This is a genomic window from Streptomyces sp. RLA123 (assembly GCF_056270165.1).
In genome coordinates this window covers 2,475,716-2,491,003 of sequence record NZ_JBWDOR010000003.1, presented here as the reverse complement: position 1 = coordinate 2,491,003, position 15,288 = coordinate 2,475,716, and the positions used below count along the sequence as shown (strand labels likewise).

Here is a 15,288-nt window from a genome sequence, read left to right as displayed (position 1 = left end):
CGCAACCCGACTGCGCTGCACCGACGATGACACGAGCCACAACCGCCCCCTGTACCTCCACCGAGGGCTCACGGCCAGCCGCGGGGCTGCATCCAGGCAACCGCGACCACCCCGGACGGCGGAAGGGGGCACCGGGCACCCCCTGGCCTCACAGCCGGCTGCACGCCCCGACCCCCACCGCAAGGCCGCATCCAGGCAACCGCGACCTCCCCCACCCCCCATCGGGCGCCTGGCGTCGCACGCACAGCAGGAGGGGACGCCGGGCAATCCCGCGGGCTCGCAGCCGGCTGCACGCCCCGACCGCCACCGCGGGGCCGCAAAGCACCGCGACCACCCCGGAACGGCCCCGCACCGCCCACCGGGCGTCCGTCGCCCCCACACAAGGCGGGAGGGGGCACCGGGCAACCTCATGGGTTCACAGCCGACTGCACGCCCCGACCGCCACCGCGAGGCCGCGTCCAGGCAACCGCGACCACCCCGGACCGCCTCCACACCCCCCACCGGGGATCAGGCGCAAACACAACGGAGGGGGCGGGGTCGTAGGGGTGGGCGTTCTGGACACTGGAGCATATTTGGGTGCACAACCCGGGGTAATCAAAGCAGGCGCCTGAGGCACCTAAATGTGCTGTCCAGAATGGCCAGCCCCGGAGGCCCCGAACCCGGCCCTCAGACAACTTGCGTCGGGGTCACTGACTTCACAGGGCACACAGGTGGGCGGGCGGGGAAAAAAACCCGGTACAGCGAAGCGCAGCGTACGGCGCGGACCCTCCCCCCTCGCGGCCCGCGCCGCACGATTCCCCCCGCAGTGGTGCCTATCCAGGCCGCAAGATCAATTCACCCCAACGGGCAGGCGCTCGGAGTGAAGAGAGGGAGCGCTTGGGGGCGCGTTCACCTGGGGATCTGTTGGAACGATCACCGGACGTCTACGGTCGAAACGGGCACTGTGGCGGGGAGGTGCGCGGATGGCGGTGCAGTCCGCTGAGGTGGAACGGGCGTTGGTGCGCGTCTGTGACCTGGCCGGACGGCCGCGAGGGACGGGATTCCTCGCGGAGGCGGCCGGTGGGTGCGGGACGCTGGTGACGAGTCACGAGGCCGTCGACGGGCTGGTGCGCGTCGTGCTGCACGCGTGGGGCGAACAGACGATCCTCGCGGAGGCGGACGCCATCACACCGCTGCCCGGGCTCGGGCTGGCGCTCGTGGCGGTGGAGGGGCTGGAGGGCGTGCCGCCGTTGCCGGTCGCGGCGGCCGTGCGGCCGGGGAGAGTGCGGCTGCGGGGCCGGGAGTGGACGGACGCGGAGATCGTCGGGACGGCGTCCGTCACCTACACCGCGACGGACCGCTTCCATGTGCTGGACGAGGTGTACGAGCTGGCCGCGCGGGGGTGGGAACCGGGTCCGCAGGTGTCGGGCGCGCCCGTGCTCGACCCGGACACGGGGGCCGTGCTGGGCGTCGTGGTGACCGCGCTGCACGCCGGGCACCGGGCGGACGGCTTCGCTGTGCCGCTGCGGGGGCTGGGCGAACTGCTGGACCGGAACGCGGCGACGGTCCCGGCGTACGCGGCGCACCTGAATCTCGCGGGGGCGCTCCAGCTGACCGCCACCTCCGTGGGCTCCGCGGGCGCGCCGCACGGGTTGTGGGGGCGGGAGCCGGTCGTGCGCCCGGAGACGGAGGAGGTACTGCGGGCGTTCGCGGAGGGCGGTGGGGGAGGCCGTCCGCTCGTGCTGGGCCTGGTGGGGGATCCGGGCTGCGGCCGTACGACGGAGCTGGCGGCACTGGCCGTGCGGCGCGCGACAGGTGCGGAGCCGGCGCCGACGCTGTGGCTGCGGGGGGCCGAACTCCACGCGGGGGACGGTGGGTTGAAGGACGCGGTGGAGCGGTCGCTGCGTGCCGCGGGCCGCATCGTGCACGCGGGGACGGCGCCCGGGGATGCCGCGCCCGACACCTCGCCGGATGCGGTGGCGCACTTGGCCGAGGGCGCCGGGCGCCCGCTGCTGGTGGTACTGGATGGTCCCGAGGAGATGCCGCCGGTGCTGGCGCACTGCCTGCCGGACTGGGTCGCGGGCACGGCGAGTTGGCTGCGGGCGGCCGGGGTGCGGCTGGTCGTGGCGTGCCGCCCGGAGTTCTGGGAGCAGGCGGGCGGGCTCTTCCCGCGGGGCGTGCTGCACGACCCGGGGCGGCGCGGCGGCACCCGGTCCCTGCCCGCCTGCGTGCGCCTGGGGGACCTGGCGGAGCCGCAGGCCCGTCGGGCGCGCGAGCGGTACGGCGTCCCGGAAGGGGCCCTCGCGGAGCAGGACGAGGCGCATCCGCTGGCGCTGCGGCTGCTGTCGGAGGTGCGGGCGGCGCTCCCGGAGGGCGTGGCGGACGGTCCCGGGCAGCGCCCGGACCGGGCGGAGGTCTTCGAGGCGCACCTGGACCTGGTGTGCCTGCGGATCGCGGTGCGGCTGGCCGCCGAAGGCCGGGGCGACCCGCGCGGTTCGGCGGTGCGGCGCCTGGCGGCGCGCGTGGCGGGCCGGGCGCACGAGGCGGCGCGGCGCTGCCTTGGGCCGGGGCAGGGGGAGCTGGACCGCGAGTCGTTCGAGGAGCTGTTCCCGTGGCGTACTGGGTGGGCTTCCGCGGTGCTCACCGAGGGGCTCGTGGTCCCCGCGGGCGCCGGATACCGCTTCGCGCACGAGGAGTTCGCGGACTGGCTCCAGGGCGGCCATCTGGAGCTGGACCAGGCGCTGCACGCGCTGGTGCACCGCTGGTCCGCCGCGACCCCGCAGGGCGGTGCGGCGGAGGCCCCCGTACGTCTGCCGTCGCGGCCGCCGGCCGCCGCGGGGCGGGGCGGCACACCGCCGGTACCGCCCGCGCCGCCGCTGGCGCCGCCGTCCGCGCCGCGCTCGCTGCCCGTGCCCCGGCACCGCATCGGGCCGGTCGTGCAGTCGCTGCTGCTGACCGCCCGCCGGTCGGGGTCCGCCGAACTCGCCGGCAGGCTGGAGGCATTGGTGCTCGCGCTCGACGGGCATGCGACGCCGCCCTCCGCCCTCCGCGGCGCCGGGATCCCACTGCTCGACGGCGTGCCGCGCCCACGCGGCCGGAGCGGGGCGAGTCCGGCGGCCGGCCAGGAATGGGAGCGGGCTCGCCGGGCGGACGCCGTGTGGTGGGCCGCGCATCTGCTCGGCGAGGCGCTGCTGAGGGTGCCGGACGCGCTGCCGTACCGGGACGTGCTGCGGCTGCTGGCGGAACGGATCACGGCCCGGTCGATCGAGGCCGGGGGATTCCGGGAGGCCCCCGGGCTCGGGCAGTTCGGGCCGTGGTTCTGGCGCCGGCTGCGGCTGCCGCTGGATGAACGGCTGGCGCTGCTGCGGCAGTTGCTCCCCGCCGACGCGCCGCCGCAGGGCGGGGACGAGGAGCGCTTCCTGACCGCCGCGGGAGAGGAGCTGGCCGCGGCGCCCCGCGAGGCGCTGCCCGCCGTCTGCGCCTGGTTCGCCGACGAGCGGCCGCTGCAGTCGGTTCCGGGCGGTCCCCGTCCGAGCGTGGCCACCGCCGCGCAGGCCCTGCTGCACACCCACCGCCACCGCGCCGTGGACGATCTCACCGAGACCCTGGTCGCCGCCGCCCACCCGCGGGCCGACGAGCTGCTGGCCGCGCTCGCCGAGGACGAACCGGCCGCCGTCTGCCGGGCCGTCGACCGCTGGGCCCACGACGGACGCCCGGAACGCCATGTGGCCGCCGCCTCCTACAGCCTGCGCACGGCCCCGCACGTCACCGTTCCCGCCGACCGCCGCCTGCTGCGCTATGCCGCGCTGGCGATCCTCGCCCGCCCCGCCGACTGCACCCTGCACGGCGCGGCCCTCGCCGTCCTCGTACGGGACCCGGCCACCCGGTCCTTCCACCTGCCCGCCGCCCTGGAACGCTTCGCCGCCGGCGACCCGCGGCTGCCCGCGGACGCGCTGGCCACCGCCCTGGCCACCCGTCCCGACCCGGTTCTGGCCGCCTTCCGCACCCGGCTGCGCGAGCCGGGCGGGGGCGGCGCCGAGGTGCTGCGCGCCCTGGCGGAGATCGGCGACCAGTCGCTGGCCCGCCGCGCCGCCGACCTCGTCCGCGACCACCTGGAGCACCGTCCCGAGGGTGCCACCCATGTCGCGGAGTACCTCGACCGCCGCCTGGAGGACGGCCCGGGCGTGCGGGCGGTGCTGCTCCCGCTGACCGCAGGGCTGCTGCGGGAGCATCCCCCCGAGGTGCGGCGCGCCCTGGCACCCGTGCTGGCCGCACCCGGCGGCCCCGCCTCGCGGCCGCTGCGCCAGGAGCTCCTGGACATCCTCCTGGAACGTGAACGCGATCACGGCGTGCTCGACGCCCTGCTCACGGCGGCCGCCGGCGGCTGCGCCCTGCGGCCCGCGCCGATGACCCGCGACCTGGTGCACCGCGTCGGCGTCATGCTCTGCCGCTCCCCCGAGGGAGCGACGTTCTTCGACCGCCGGCTGGTGCAGCTGGCCGCCGCCCATCCGGGCTTCGCCCGGCAGGTGCGCGGCTGGCTCACGTCGGACGGCGGCGCCGGGGTCTGGGACACGCTCGTCGGGCCGAGCGCCCGGCGTGCCTTCGACCAGCCGGCTCCGGGCACCCGGCCCGCCCGGGCACCGGAGGCGACCGCCCTGGTGCTGTGAACCGGGTGATGGAAGCGGCGGCCGTGACGATCATGGAGCCGGTTCCGGGTCCGGATGGCACCCCGCTGCGCGGGCCCGGAGCGGGCGGCGGCCCGCCGCGTCCGTGGGGGCGCCGCGCCGGTGGGGTGCCCGGCATGGCAGTCTTGGACCTGCAAACGGACAACCAACAGCGGTCGAGGAGCGGTCACAGTGCAGCGCTGGCGAGGCTTGGAGGACGTCCCGGGCGACTGGGGACGCAGCGTCGTCACCATCGGCTCGTACGACGGCGTGCACCGTGGGCACCAGCTGATCATCGGCCGTGCCGTGGAGCGTGCCCGGGAGCTCGGCGCGGCCTCCGTCGTCGTCACCTTCGACCCCCACCCCAGCGAGGTCGTGCGGCCCGGCAGCCACCCGCCGCTGCTGGCGGCACACCACCGCCGTGCCGAGCTGATGGCAGAGCTGGGCGTCGACGCGCTGCTGATCCTCCCCTTCACCGCCGAGTTCTCCCGGCTCTCGCCGGGCGACTTCATCCGCACGGTGCTGGTCGAGGCGGTGCACGCACGCGTCGTCATCGAGGGCCCCAACTTCCGTTTCGGGCACAAGGCGGCCGGGGACGTGGAGTTCCTGTCGGCGATGGGCCTGAAGTACGACTACGAGGTCGATGTCGTCGACCTGTACCTGACCGGCGCGGCGGGCGACGGACAGCCGTTCTCTTCCACGATGACCCGGCGCCTGATCGCCGAGGGCGACGTGGCCGGCGCCATGGAGATCCTCGGCCGCCCGCACCGCGTCGAGGGCGTGGTCGTCCGCGGCGCGCAGCGCGGCCGCGACCTGGGCTACCCCACCGCGAACGTGGAGACGGTGCCGCACACCGCGATCCCCGCGGACGGCGTGTACGCGGGCTGGCTGCACGTCGGCGACGAGGCCATGCCCGCCGCGATCTCCGTCGGCACCAACCCCACCTTCGACGGCACCGCGCGCACGGTCGAGGCGTACGCCATCGACCGTGTCGGCCTGGACCTGTACGGACTGCACGTCGCCGTGGACTTCCTCGCGTACCTGCGAGGGATGGAGAAGTTCGACACCATCGACGCGCTGCTGGAACGCATGGCGGACGACGTCAAGCAGGCCCGGGAGTTGGTGGAGACGCACGGCTCCGAGTGATCGCCGCGCCCTCTTCCCCGCCGGGGGAGAGGGCGCACCAGGGCCGAGGGCCCGCCCTGCCGTGACGGCGGGGCGGGCCCTCGGGTTTCGTGCTCCTACTGCTGGTGCGTCCAGCCCGGTGGGATCGGTCCCTGTGTGCCCGGCTGCCCCGGCTGCTCGGGCTCTTCGGGCTGCTGCTGCGGCGCCTGCTGGGCCTGCGGCGCCGGCGGGGGCGGCTGCTGGGTCCAGCCCTGCGGCATGCCCCCCGGGCCGGGCGGGGGCGGCGGGGCCGGGTGCCCGTACGGCTGTTGGTGCGGCGGCGGGGGCGGGTAGCCGCCCTGCTGCGGCGGCATCGGCTGCCCCGGGTAGGGCTGTCCGGCCTGGGGCGGGTAGCCCCCCTGCTGCTGCATCGGCTGCGGGGCCGGGTAGAGGCCCTGTGCCTGCTGCGCGCGCATGAAGTCGTCGGCGACCATGGCCGCGAGGTGGAAGTACGCCTCGCGGGTCTTGGGCCGCATCATGTCGAGATCGACCTCGGCGCCCGCGGCCAGGTGCTCGTCGAAGGGCACCACGACGACGCCGCGGCAGCGGGTCTCGAAGTGCGCGACGATGTCCTCCACCTTGATCATCTTCCCGGTCTCGCGGACCCCCGAGATGACGGTGAGACTGCGCTGCACCAAGTCGGCGTAGCCGTGCGCGGAGAGCCAGTCCAGTGTCGTACTGGCACTGCTGGCCCCGTCCACGGACGGGGTGGAGACGATGATCAGCTGGTCCGCGAGGTCGAGCACGCCGCGCATGGCGCTGTAGAGCAGGCCGGTGCCCGAGTCGGTCAGGATGATCGGGTACTGCTGGCCGAGCAGACCCACCGCGCGCCGGTAGTCCTGGTCGTTGAAGGTCGTGGACACGGCCGGGTCCACGTCGTTGGCGATGATCTCCAGACCGGAGGGCGCCTGCGAGGTGAACCGGCGGATGTCCATGTAGCTGTTGAGGTGCGGCAGCGCCTGGACCAGGTCGCGGATGGTCGCGCCGGTCTCCCGGCGCACCCGGCGGCCGAGGGTGCCGGCGTCCGGGTTGGCGTCGATGGCGAGGATCTTGTCCTGCCGCTCGGAGGCGAGTGTGGCGCCGAGCGCGGTGGTCGTCGTGGTCTTGCCCACGCCGCCCTTGAGGCTGATCACCGCAATGCGGTAGCAGGACAGCACCGGGGTGCGGATCAGGTCCAGCTTGCGCTGGCGCTCCTGCTCCTCCTTCTTGGCGCCGATCTTGAAGCGGGACGGCTGGTTGTTGTTCTTGCGCGCCTTGGGCTGCTGGCGCAGCAGGCGGTCCGAGGACAGCTCGACGGCCGCGTTGTAACCCAGGGGGGCGCCGTGCATGACGCGCTGCTGCTGGTCCTGTCCGGGGCCGGGGCCGCCCCAGCCGGCCGCGGTCCGCGGATCGACGGGGGGCTGCGGCTGCGGCGGCTGGGCCTCCGCCTCCGGCTGACCCTGGTGCGGCTGGGGCGGGGCCGGCGCCTGGTGCGGTTGCGGGGCCGGCTGCTGCGGATAGCCGTAACCCTGCTGCGGGACGGGCGGGTTGGGGCCGGCCTGCGGCGGCATGGGCTGCGCCGGGCCGGGGACCGGGCGCTGGGGATACGGCGGCTGGCCCTGCTGCGGGTACGGCATCGGCGGCTGGTGCGGCGGCTGCGGGGCCGGCGCCTGGTGCGGTGGCGGATAGCCGTAGCCCTGCTGGGGGTGCGGGGGCTGAGGCGCGTGGGGGTCGGTCCACGGCGTCCCCTGGGCGGACTGCGGATAGCCGTAACCACCCTGCACGGGCGGCGGGTAGCCGTAGCCGTACGGGTGCTGCGCGGGCTGCTGCGGCGCGTTGGGGTCGTTCCAGGGCGTGCCCTCGGTGGGCTGCGGGTAGCCGTAGCCCTGCTGGGGCTGCGGAGGTTGCTGGGGCTGCGGCGGCTGTGGAGGCTGCTGCTGGGGGGCCGCGGGCTGGTACTCCGGCGGCAGCGGCGGTACGAGGGACTGCGGCGCGGGGGCAGGGACGGGGGCGGGAGCGGGGGCGGGGGCGGGCGGCTCGGGCTCCCGGTTCTCCTGTGCCTGCTCCGGCGGCTGTTGCGCGTCCGGTCCGGGGTCCACGGGCGCCCGCTCCCGCGTCGGCTCCGCCGGTACCCCGGTGCGCGCGGGCTCCGGGCGGGCGATCTCGGCGGCCGGCGACACCGGGGGTGCGGGCGGCGGCGTCTGCGGGGGGCCGCTGTTCCAGGACGGATCCGCGGCGGGAGGGGTCGTCACGGGCGGGGTCGTCACGGGCGGGCCGACAGGCGGTCCCACCGGTGACGGCGGCGGAGTGCCGGCCGCGGCGGACGTCGAACCGCCGCCCGCCTGCTGCGTGTACCAGGACGGGGGCGCGTAGTCGATCTGGAACTCACCCGTGAGGTCCGCGTCGGACTGATCCCCGTCCGGGGCGGCCGCGCCCGCGCGGATGTCGTCCTGATCGCTGCTCACTGTGCCTCCTGGTCAACTGATGTACGTGCCCGCCCCGTCGGGCGCGGACACGCTTCCCCCGGTCGTGGAGATCCGCGGCAAGCCTTTCGCGGCTCACCGCAAGAGCCTAATCACTCGCCCCGCACGGACGGCAAGTGCCATTGGCCTCACGGCCCGCACCATGACATGAGGCCCGCTTTGTCCTGTCCGGTCGCCGGGCCTCGGCGAGTTGACGCCCCGGCACCCGCACCGGTCCCCCGTGCCCCCATGCCCGCCACCGGGTCCGGGAAACGCCCGCGTCCCCCGCCGTCGAGGACCGGGCGGGGGAAGGACGCCGACGGGCCCGGGGCGGGCGGACCCGGACCGTACGGCTACGGCTAGTCGACCCGGCGGGCCTGGCCCAGCAGACCCGACTCCGCGTCGGTCGGCTGCGTCATGACGAACTGCCGGTGCTTGCGCGTGCACCACATCGTCACGTTGTCGCCGAGTGTCGGCAGCGTGGCGACGTCGGCGTCCGACAGCCCCATCACCTGGCCGATGACCTCGGCCTCCTGCGGGGAGACCCGCTGGATGCCGACCAGGTCCGCGCTGCTCAGCAGGCGCGGCGCGGTCGGGCCGAGATAGGGGAGCAGCGTCATCACGGACTGCCAGGACTGCGCCGCGACCCGGCTGCGCGGCGGGCGGGCGCCGCAGTCACGGACGATGACCACCGGGCTCTGCACGGACGGGCCCTGCGGCGCGATGCGGCCGACCTCGTGCACCGTCACGCACTGCTGACCGCCGCCCGCCGCCTGTGCCATGGGCGCCCAGGACTGCGGGCGGGCGGTCTCCACCGCCACCCGCGCCCCGGTCGCGGCGGCACGCAGCGACAGCACCTGCGCCAGCCACATGCTGCCGATGAGCAGGACGTCCAGCCGGGCCGGCCGGCTCAGGGCCAGCACCGCAGGCTGGTTGGCGGCGTCGACGCCGATGACCACACCGTCGTCACCGATCGGCAGGGACAGGCCGGACAGTTGCTCGGCGGCCATCGTGTGACGGTCGCGGCGCGGGCCGAGGAGACCGAAGGCGGCGCGCAGGGTGCGCCGCGCGGTGCCCTCGCCCGCCGGGCCGCCGCGATCGGGGCCGAGCGGCAGGTGCGAGGGGCGCGGTTCGGCTCCGCCGGGGAATCCGGAACCGGCGCCGGGGCGCTGTCCTCCGAAGGCGGGAACGGTCGGGGCCGACATCAGCGGGTACCTCCCAGGGGCAGCGTGGCGAGGATGCCGGGCACCTGCTCACGGTCCAGCCGTACCAGACCCACCTTGGAGGCGGTCGCCCGGAGCTCCAATTGGGTGCGGGCTTCCACGAGTTCGTTCTCGCTGCGGCCGGTCAGCCGCACGTAGCCGGACAGCAGCGACGCCCGGCTCCCGCCCGGTGCGACCACCAGCGAGAAGGTGCTCGCCAGGGCGGGGGAGGAGGTCAGCAGTCCGACCAGGTCCGGCAGCCCGGTCGCCTGGGTGCCCAGCCGGGGCCAGCGGCTCACCCAGTACGTGGTGTGCCAGCGGTCGTCGCAGCGCCAGGCGCGCGGGCTCTCCGACGTACGGCGCGCCTGACGGCTGCCGTCCAGGGCGGCGCCGCCGGTGGTGGCCAGCGGGTTCACGCAACTCGACGTCGCCACCGCGGCGATGATCTCCGGCTCGGTCAGCACGTGGGCCTGCAGCCCGGCGCCCACCAGCCGGCTCGTCAGGTGGTCGGCGGCGCGCAGCAGCGCCCGGCGGGCACCGGCGATGCCGCCGCCGCGGGCCTTGACGGCCTCCGGGCACAGCTCCGGGTCGAGCTTGATGGCGATCCAGGTCAGCCGGAGCCCGGGGGTCCGCGACTGCGCCTGGAGCGGCGCGTACGACCTTGCGGCCACCGCCTGCGGCGGCAGGTGCGGCGCCGGCGCGGGCTGTGTGTGCTGGACGACCTGCACGGACGCCAGGCGGATGTCGTCCACCTCCAGCAGGCCGTGCAGCAGGTCGAGCGGCAGCGAGCGCGTGCCGCGTGCCGGGCGCAGCGGTTCGTCGACCGCCTGCACCTGCACCACGGCGGTCAGGAAGGTCCCGTCGCCGACCATGCCGATCTCGCGCTGCTCGCGCTCGTCGGTGAAGCTGTAGGTGCGCAGCGCCGGATCGCACTCGACGGCGGGCACGAAGCCGGGGTCGGTGCCCGGCGGCACCGGGGCCGCGTTGCGTCGCTGACGGACTTTCAGCGCCCTTGCCGCGGACATCCACTCGGGCATCGGGCGGCCGCGCCTGCGCAGCAGGCCGAAGAGCACCAGCGGCAGTGCGATGACGGCGGCAACGACCGGCCCCATCACCCTGTGGATAAGAAAGCCGCCCAGCAGGAGTGCGAGCGCCAGCTCTATCAGCACGAGTTGCTGTACCCGTACCGGGCCGATGCCGCCCGGCCGACGGGTCATCACCGGGGCCGCCGCCCGGGCCCGCGGACCCGGGGAGGCGCCGCCCGGCGACCCGGGCGGACCGGAGTGGGCGGGCGGTGGCTGGTTCCCGGACGTGCGCCCGGACCTGGTCGCGGTGGTCATCCCCCGTACAGCCCTTCTGCTTCCGTTCGTACGTCTGCTTCGTACGTGTGCTCGGCCGCTCCGCGGTGCCCAGGGCCCCGGTCGTCCCACGGGACGCTCTCGGCGGCGGCTGGCGGGCCGATCACCCTACCCCGTACCGTACGGTGCGATCGTCACACGGCATAGTAGGGGCCCCATTGGCCCCGCCGTCGTCGCGGCGATGCGGGCCCTGCCGCCGGGCACGCCGACACAGCAGCGAACAACGGGGAGTTGACGCAAGGATGGCGACACGCAGGGATGAGCTGAACGCCTACTCGTTCGCGCGCAAGCGCACGGTGGCAGCGTTTCTCCAGCCCTCGCCGCACGGTTCGGAGGAAGCGGCCCCGCGCCCGCTCAAGACCGTCGCCCCCAGTCTTGTCGTGGCGCTGCTGATAGTCGTGGCCTTCGGCTTCTGGGGCATACTCAAGCCCTCCGCGCCGACCGGCTGGAACAAGCCGGCCGAGAAGGTCATCGTCGGCGACGAGTCGACCACCCGCTACGTGGTCCTGAAGACCAACGGCGAGGCGCAGTTGCACCCCGTCCTCAACCTCGCCTCCGCCCGGCTGCTCCTGGACCCGGAGAAGTTCGGCGTCATCAAGGTCAAGGAATCGGTGCTGGACAACAGCGGCATGACGCTGGGCACCACGATCGGCATCCCGTACGCCCCCGACCGGCTGCCGGGCGCCGACGACGCGGGCAAGGCCAAGACCTGGGCGCTGTGCGAGGCACCGGGCGGCGGCACGAACGCGGCCACGCAGCGCGCGGTGTTCGTCATCAATCAGCAAAAGCCCAAGGAGGCGGCGCTCGTCGGCGGCCGGAACCGGCTGCGGGCCGACGAGGCCATGTACATAGAGGTGCCCGGCGGCGCCCAGTACCTGGTGACGGACAAGGGCAACGCCTATCTGCTGGGCGACCCCGGCGGCAAGCAGGACCCGGTCACGGTGAACCTCCTGCGCCAGGTCGTCTTCGGCGCCTCCGCACAGCCGCAGAAGGTGGACGCGGCCTTCCTGTCGACGCTCAACAGCAGGAACGGCGCCCTCTACTTCCCGCCCGTCGCGGACCTCGGCGCCGCCTCGGCCGCCTCGGGGCTGAGCCCGGAGCACGCGAAGGTCGGCCTGGTCCTCAAGGCCAACAACGACCAGTACGTGGTGCAGAAGGACCGGGTCGTACGGGTCACCGACTTCGTGGCGAAGCTGCTGCTCAACATCCCGCAGGCGGCGTCGCTGTACAGCGGTTCGCCGGAGCCCGCGTCCGTCGGCATCGGCGAGGTCGCCTCGGCGCAGGCGAGCGAGACCTATCTGAACAACCTGGGCTGGCCCGAGAAGGCCGTCACCCAGGCCAACACCCAGGACGAGAAGGCCGGCCGCCGGGTGGCGTGCAGCGTGTACGGCGGCACCGACGACAAGCTCACCAAGCAGCCCGCGATGACGATGTGGGCCGGCCGCAAGTTCCCCCGGGACGTCGCGCAGAGCGGTACGAACACCTACGTCTCCCCGGGCAGCGGCCTGTTCTACAAGGCGTACGACGGCACCGACAAGCGCATCGGGTCGATCTACCTCGTCACCGACACCGGCCTGCGCTACTCGGTGCCGACGACGGGGGACAGTGACGCGGGCGGTGCCGCCAAGCAGGACCAGGAAGTCGCCGTCGTCCAGACCAAATTGGGCTACGGGAAGAACTCCCCGGTGCCCGTGCCGAAGATCTGGTCCGATCTTCTGGCGACCGGTCCGACCCTCGACGAAGGCGCCGCGAAGCAGGCGCAGGGTTCCTGATCAAGGCCGGAACAATACCGTCGACCGACCGTCAACCCCCGCAGTAACGTGAGGGTTTGGTGATGAGGGTCAGGATCCCGATACGGAACCGGTTACCTGTTCGCCTTGTCACGGGTATTGGCTAGAGTTGAAGACCGACGACACCCAACGTTGTCGATCGGATACCGGATCTTCTACGTCTCATGGGGGATGCCACACATGGCTGGACAGCAGTTCACCATGACCGAGGAGGAGATGGTTGCTTTCAGCAGCCGCATCTCCACGGTCAACTCCTCGATCCAGGGCGAGATTCGCCGCCTCCAGACCGTGATCGACACGATCACCTCGGGCTGGAAGGGTTCCGCTGCCACGGCGTACAACAACCTGCAGACGCAGGTGAACGAGGACGCCAACAAGATCAACCAGATCCTGGGCGACATCAAGGAAGCCGTCGACGCGAGCACCCGGAACTACTCCGCCTCCGAGGAGGAGCAGCGCGCGTCCATCCAGAGCATCTCGGCCCAGGGTGGCAACCCGTTCGGATGACCGGCCCCGTGCGCCGGTGCCCGCCGCTCGTCACGCGCGTGCGGCCGCGCACGCAGCGCAGGCCGTTCCGGTCCGAATCCAACATCTGAGGAGACATCACATGTCCGGGCAGATCCTGGTCAACTTCCAGACCATCTCCCAGGCCGCGACGGACGTCCGTACGACGGCCAACAACGTCAAGCGCCAGCTGGACGAACTCGAGTCCGGCGTCAAGAAGATCGCCGCCACGTGGGAAGGCTCGGCGCAGGAGGCCTACCGCGCCAAGCAGACCGAGTGGGACCAGCGCGCCGCCTCCATGCACCAGACGCTGGAGGCCATCGCCCGCGCGCTCGACACCGCCGCGCAGAACTACCAGGACACCGAGAACAAGAACCGGCAGATCTGGGGCTGATTGCGCGCCTGGCCGCGTCATACGCGATGAGGGCGGGCGTGTACGGACGACGTACGTGCTCGCCCTCATCGGCGGTTCGGCCCGCGAACCGCACACAACGGGAGGACAGAACAGCAGTGGGATCGCACGCCGTGAGGCGCACCGCCGCAATCGCCGCAGCCGCGGCGATCACCGCCTTCGGCCCGCCGGCCGCCGGGGCCGCCGGGCGCGCTCCCGCGGTGGACGCCTCGGCCGACGGCGTACGGACCGTCCTCGCGGACGGCGGCGGCCTGGGGGAACGCTTCCAGATCGACGACACCCAGTGCTCCTTCCCGTCCGACCCGATCGCGGGCACGCCCTGGTCGCTGCAGCGCATCGTCCTGGACCAGCTCTGGCAGGACACCCAGGGCCTCGGCGTCGTCGTCGCCGTCATCGACACCGGCGTCGACGACGGGAACAGACAACTCGCCCCGGCCATAGCCCGCGAGGTCGGCAGTGGCGTCGGCAAGGGGCGCGCGGCAAGGACTACTTCGACCGTCACGGCGACGGCACCAAGGACGACGTCGGCCACGGCACCAAGGTCGCGGGCATCATCGCCGCCCGCCCCGCCGCGGACACCGGCTTCGTCGGCATCGCCCCGCGCGCCTCGATCCTCGCCGTCCGCCAGAACGACAACCAGGGCGGCGGCACGGTCAAGACGATGTCCGAGGCGATCCGCTACGCGGTGCGCAGCGGCGCCAAAATCATCAACATCTCGCAGGACACCGCGTCCAGGATGCCGCCCGACTCGGCGCTCGAGCAGGCCGTCGACTACGCCAAGGACCACGACGTCCTCATCGTCGCCGCCGCCGGCAACGACGGTGCGGACGGCAAGGTCAAGCTGACCTACCCCGCGTCCTACGACGGCGTCCTCGCCGTCGGCGCCTCCGACCGGGACAACGCCCGCGCCGACTTCTCCCAGCCGGGCCCGTTCGTGGGCGTCGCGGCCCCGGGTGTCGACATGGTCTCCACCGTCCCCTACGGCGGTCACTGCATCGACCAGGGCACCAGCTTCTCCGCGCCGTACGTCTCCGGCGTCGCCGCCCTGATCCGGGCCAAGCACCCCGACTGGGGCTACCGCCAGGTGATCACCCAGATCGAGCAGACCGCCGACCGCGGCAAGCCCGGCCGCGACGACTTCGTCGGCTGGGGTGTCATCGACCCCGTCGCCGCGGTCAACGACGACGCCACCACTCCCCAGGCCGCCCCGACGCCCGATCCGGTCGTCAACCCCGGTGGCCACGAGAAGATCGAGGCCGCCACGGTCGTCCTCGGCGAGAGCCCCGAGCAACGCACCGAGCGCTACGCCGTCTACACGGTCGGCGGCGCGGCCGGGGGCGTCGCCCTGCTGGTGGGAGGCGGGGTCGTCCTCGGCGACTGGCGTCGCAAGCGAGGGATCAACACATGAGTAGGAACGGGGAAGCCACACGATGAGTGACCAGTACAAGGTCGATCTGAGTGAGCTAGAGGACACGATCACCAAGCTCAACGGCGTGATCAGCCAATTGGGTGTTGCCAACGTCTGCGCCGTGAACGACACCTATCTGCCGCCCGGCGCGCTCGGATCCGGATTCGAGGAGGCCGACAAACTGGCCCGTGCGCACGAGGAGATGAAGACGCACATCGAGTCGGTTGTGTCCTACATCCACGGCGTCATGAACGACTTCGGCGGCAAGACCAAGAAGGTGCACGGCCATTACTCGGACGCCGAATACGACGCGCAGGGCGGCATGTCCGGCAGCGGTAAGTGAGCACATCATGCGCGGATCGATGA

The 15,288-nt window shown here is 73.6% G+C and carries 10 protein-coding genes; 7 read left to right on the top strand and 3 right to left on the bottom strand.

The window, feature by feature from the left end; all coding sequences use genetic code 11:
• The first annotated feature begins 962 nt into the window (after positions 1-962).
• Both RV983_RS11085 and RV983_RS11080 read left to right on the top strand, forming a co-directional pair.
• The gene (locus RV983_RS11085; RefSeq protein ID WP_475985627.1) at positions 963-4,646 is read left to right on the top strand and encodes a serine protease; all 3,684 of its coding nucleotides are present in this window, start codon (positions 963-965) and stop codon (positions 4,644-4,646) included.
• Positions 4,647-4,835: 189 nt separating this feature from the next.
• Positions 4,836-5,789 carry a bifunctional riboflavin kinase/FAD synthetase gene (locus RV983_RS11080; protein WP_475985626.1) on the top strand — a complete coding sequence of 318 codons (954 nt, stop codon included), beginning with the start codon at positions 4,836-4,838 and terminating at the stop codon, positions 5,787-5,789.
• 95 nt (positions 5,790-5,884) lie between these two features.
• Here RV983_RS11080 and RV983_RS11075 read toward each other — a convergent pair whose 3' ends face one another.
• The 3 genes from RV983_RS11075 to eccE form a co-directional block, all read right to left on the bottom strand.
• Positions 5,885-8,251, bottom strand: coding sequence for an SCO5717 family growth-regulating ATPase (locus RV983_RS11075; protein WP_475985625.1), 2,367 nt, complete (start codon positions 8,249-8,251; stop codon positions 5,885-5,887).
• 356 nt (positions 8,252-8,607) lie between these two features.
• Positions 8,608-9,453, bottom strand: a complete 846-nt coding sequence (locus RV983_RS11070) for a hypothetical protein (protein WP_475985624.1) — start codon at positions 9,451-9,453, stop codon at positions 8,608-8,610.
• Positions 9,453-10,790: a type VII secretion protein EccE gene (eccE, locus tag RV983_RS11065; RefSeq protein ID WP_475985623.1), complete on the bottom strand. Its 1,338-nt coding sequence runs from the start codon at positions 10,788-10,790 to the stop codon at positions 9,453-9,455. Before eccE ends, RV983_RS11070 begins: the two co-directional genes overlap by 1 nt.
• Before the next feature lie 260 nt (positions 10,791-11,050).
• Here eccE and eccB point away from each other — a divergent pair, with 260 nt between their 5' ends.
• The 5 genes from eccB (at position 11,051) to RV983_RS11040 (ending at position 15,265) form a co-directional block, all read left to right on the top strand.
• Positions 11,051-12,580 (top strand): type VII secretion protein EccB, encoded by a 1,530-nt coding sequence (gene eccB, locus RV983_RS11060; protein WP_475985622.1) that lies wholly within the window; start codon positions 11,051-11,053, stop codon positions 12,578-12,580.
• A 198-nt stretch (positions 12,581-12,778) separates the two neighbouring features.
• A complete protein-coding gene (locus tag RV983_RS11055) occupies positions 12,779-13,105 on the top strand; it encodes a WXG100 family type VII secretion target (RefSeq protein ID WP_475985621.1) in 327 nt (108 codons plus the stop codon).
• 100 nt (positions 13,106-13,205) lie between these two features.
• The gene (locus RV983_RS11050; RefSeq protein ID WP_475985620.1) at positions 13,206-13,496 is read left to right on the top strand and encodes a WXG100 family type VII secretion target; all 291 of its coding nucleotides are present in this window, start codon (positions 13,206-13,208) and stop codon (positions 13,494-13,496) included.
• Positions 13,497-13,797: 301 nt separating this feature from the next.
• A complete protein-coding gene (gene mycP / locus RV983_RS11045) occupies positions 13,798-14,922 on the top strand; it encodes a type VII secretion-associated serine protease mycosin (RefSeq protein ID WP_475985619.1) in 1,125 nt (374 codons plus the stop codon).
• 22 nt (positions 14,923-14,944) lie between these two features.
• The gene (locus tag RV983_RS11040) at positions 14,945-15,265 is read left to right on the top strand and encodes a hypothetical protein (RefSeq protein ID WP_475985618.1); all 321 of its coding nucleotides are present in this window, start codon (positions 14,945-14,947) and stop codon (positions 15,263-15,265) included.
• The last annotated feature ends 23 nt before the right edge of the window (positions 15,266-15,288 follow it).

Bases quoted from the DNA above. Each gene is read 5' to 3' on its own strand.
- RV983_RS11085 (WP_475985627.1), top strand. From the start codon at position 963: ATGGCGGTGCAGTCCGCTGAGGTGGAACGGGCGTTGGTGCGCGTCTGT.
- RV983_RS11070 (WP_475985624.1), bottom strand. From the start codon at position 9,453: ATGTCGGCCCCGACCGTTCCCGCCTTCGGAGGACAGCGCCCCGGCGCC.
- eccE (WP_475985623.1), bottom strand. From the start codon at position 10,790: ATGACCACCGCGACCAGGTCCGGGCGCACGTCCGGGAACCAGCCACCG.
- eccB (WP_475985622.1), top strand. From the start codon at position 11,051: ATGGCGACACGCAGGGATGAGCTGAACGCCTACTCGTTCGCGCGCAAG.
- RV983_RS11055 (WP_475985621.1), top strand. From the start codon at position 12,779: ATGGCTGGACAGCAGTTCACCATGACCGAGGAGGAGATGGTTGCTTTC.
- RV983_RS11050 (WP_475985620.1), top strand. From the start codon at position 13,206: ATGTCCGGGCAGATCCTGGTCAACTTCCAGACCATCTCCCAGGCCGCG.
- RV983_RS11040 (WP_475985618.1), top strand. From the start codon at position 14,945: ATGAGTGACCAGTACAAGGTCGATCTGAGTGAGCTAGAGGACACGATC.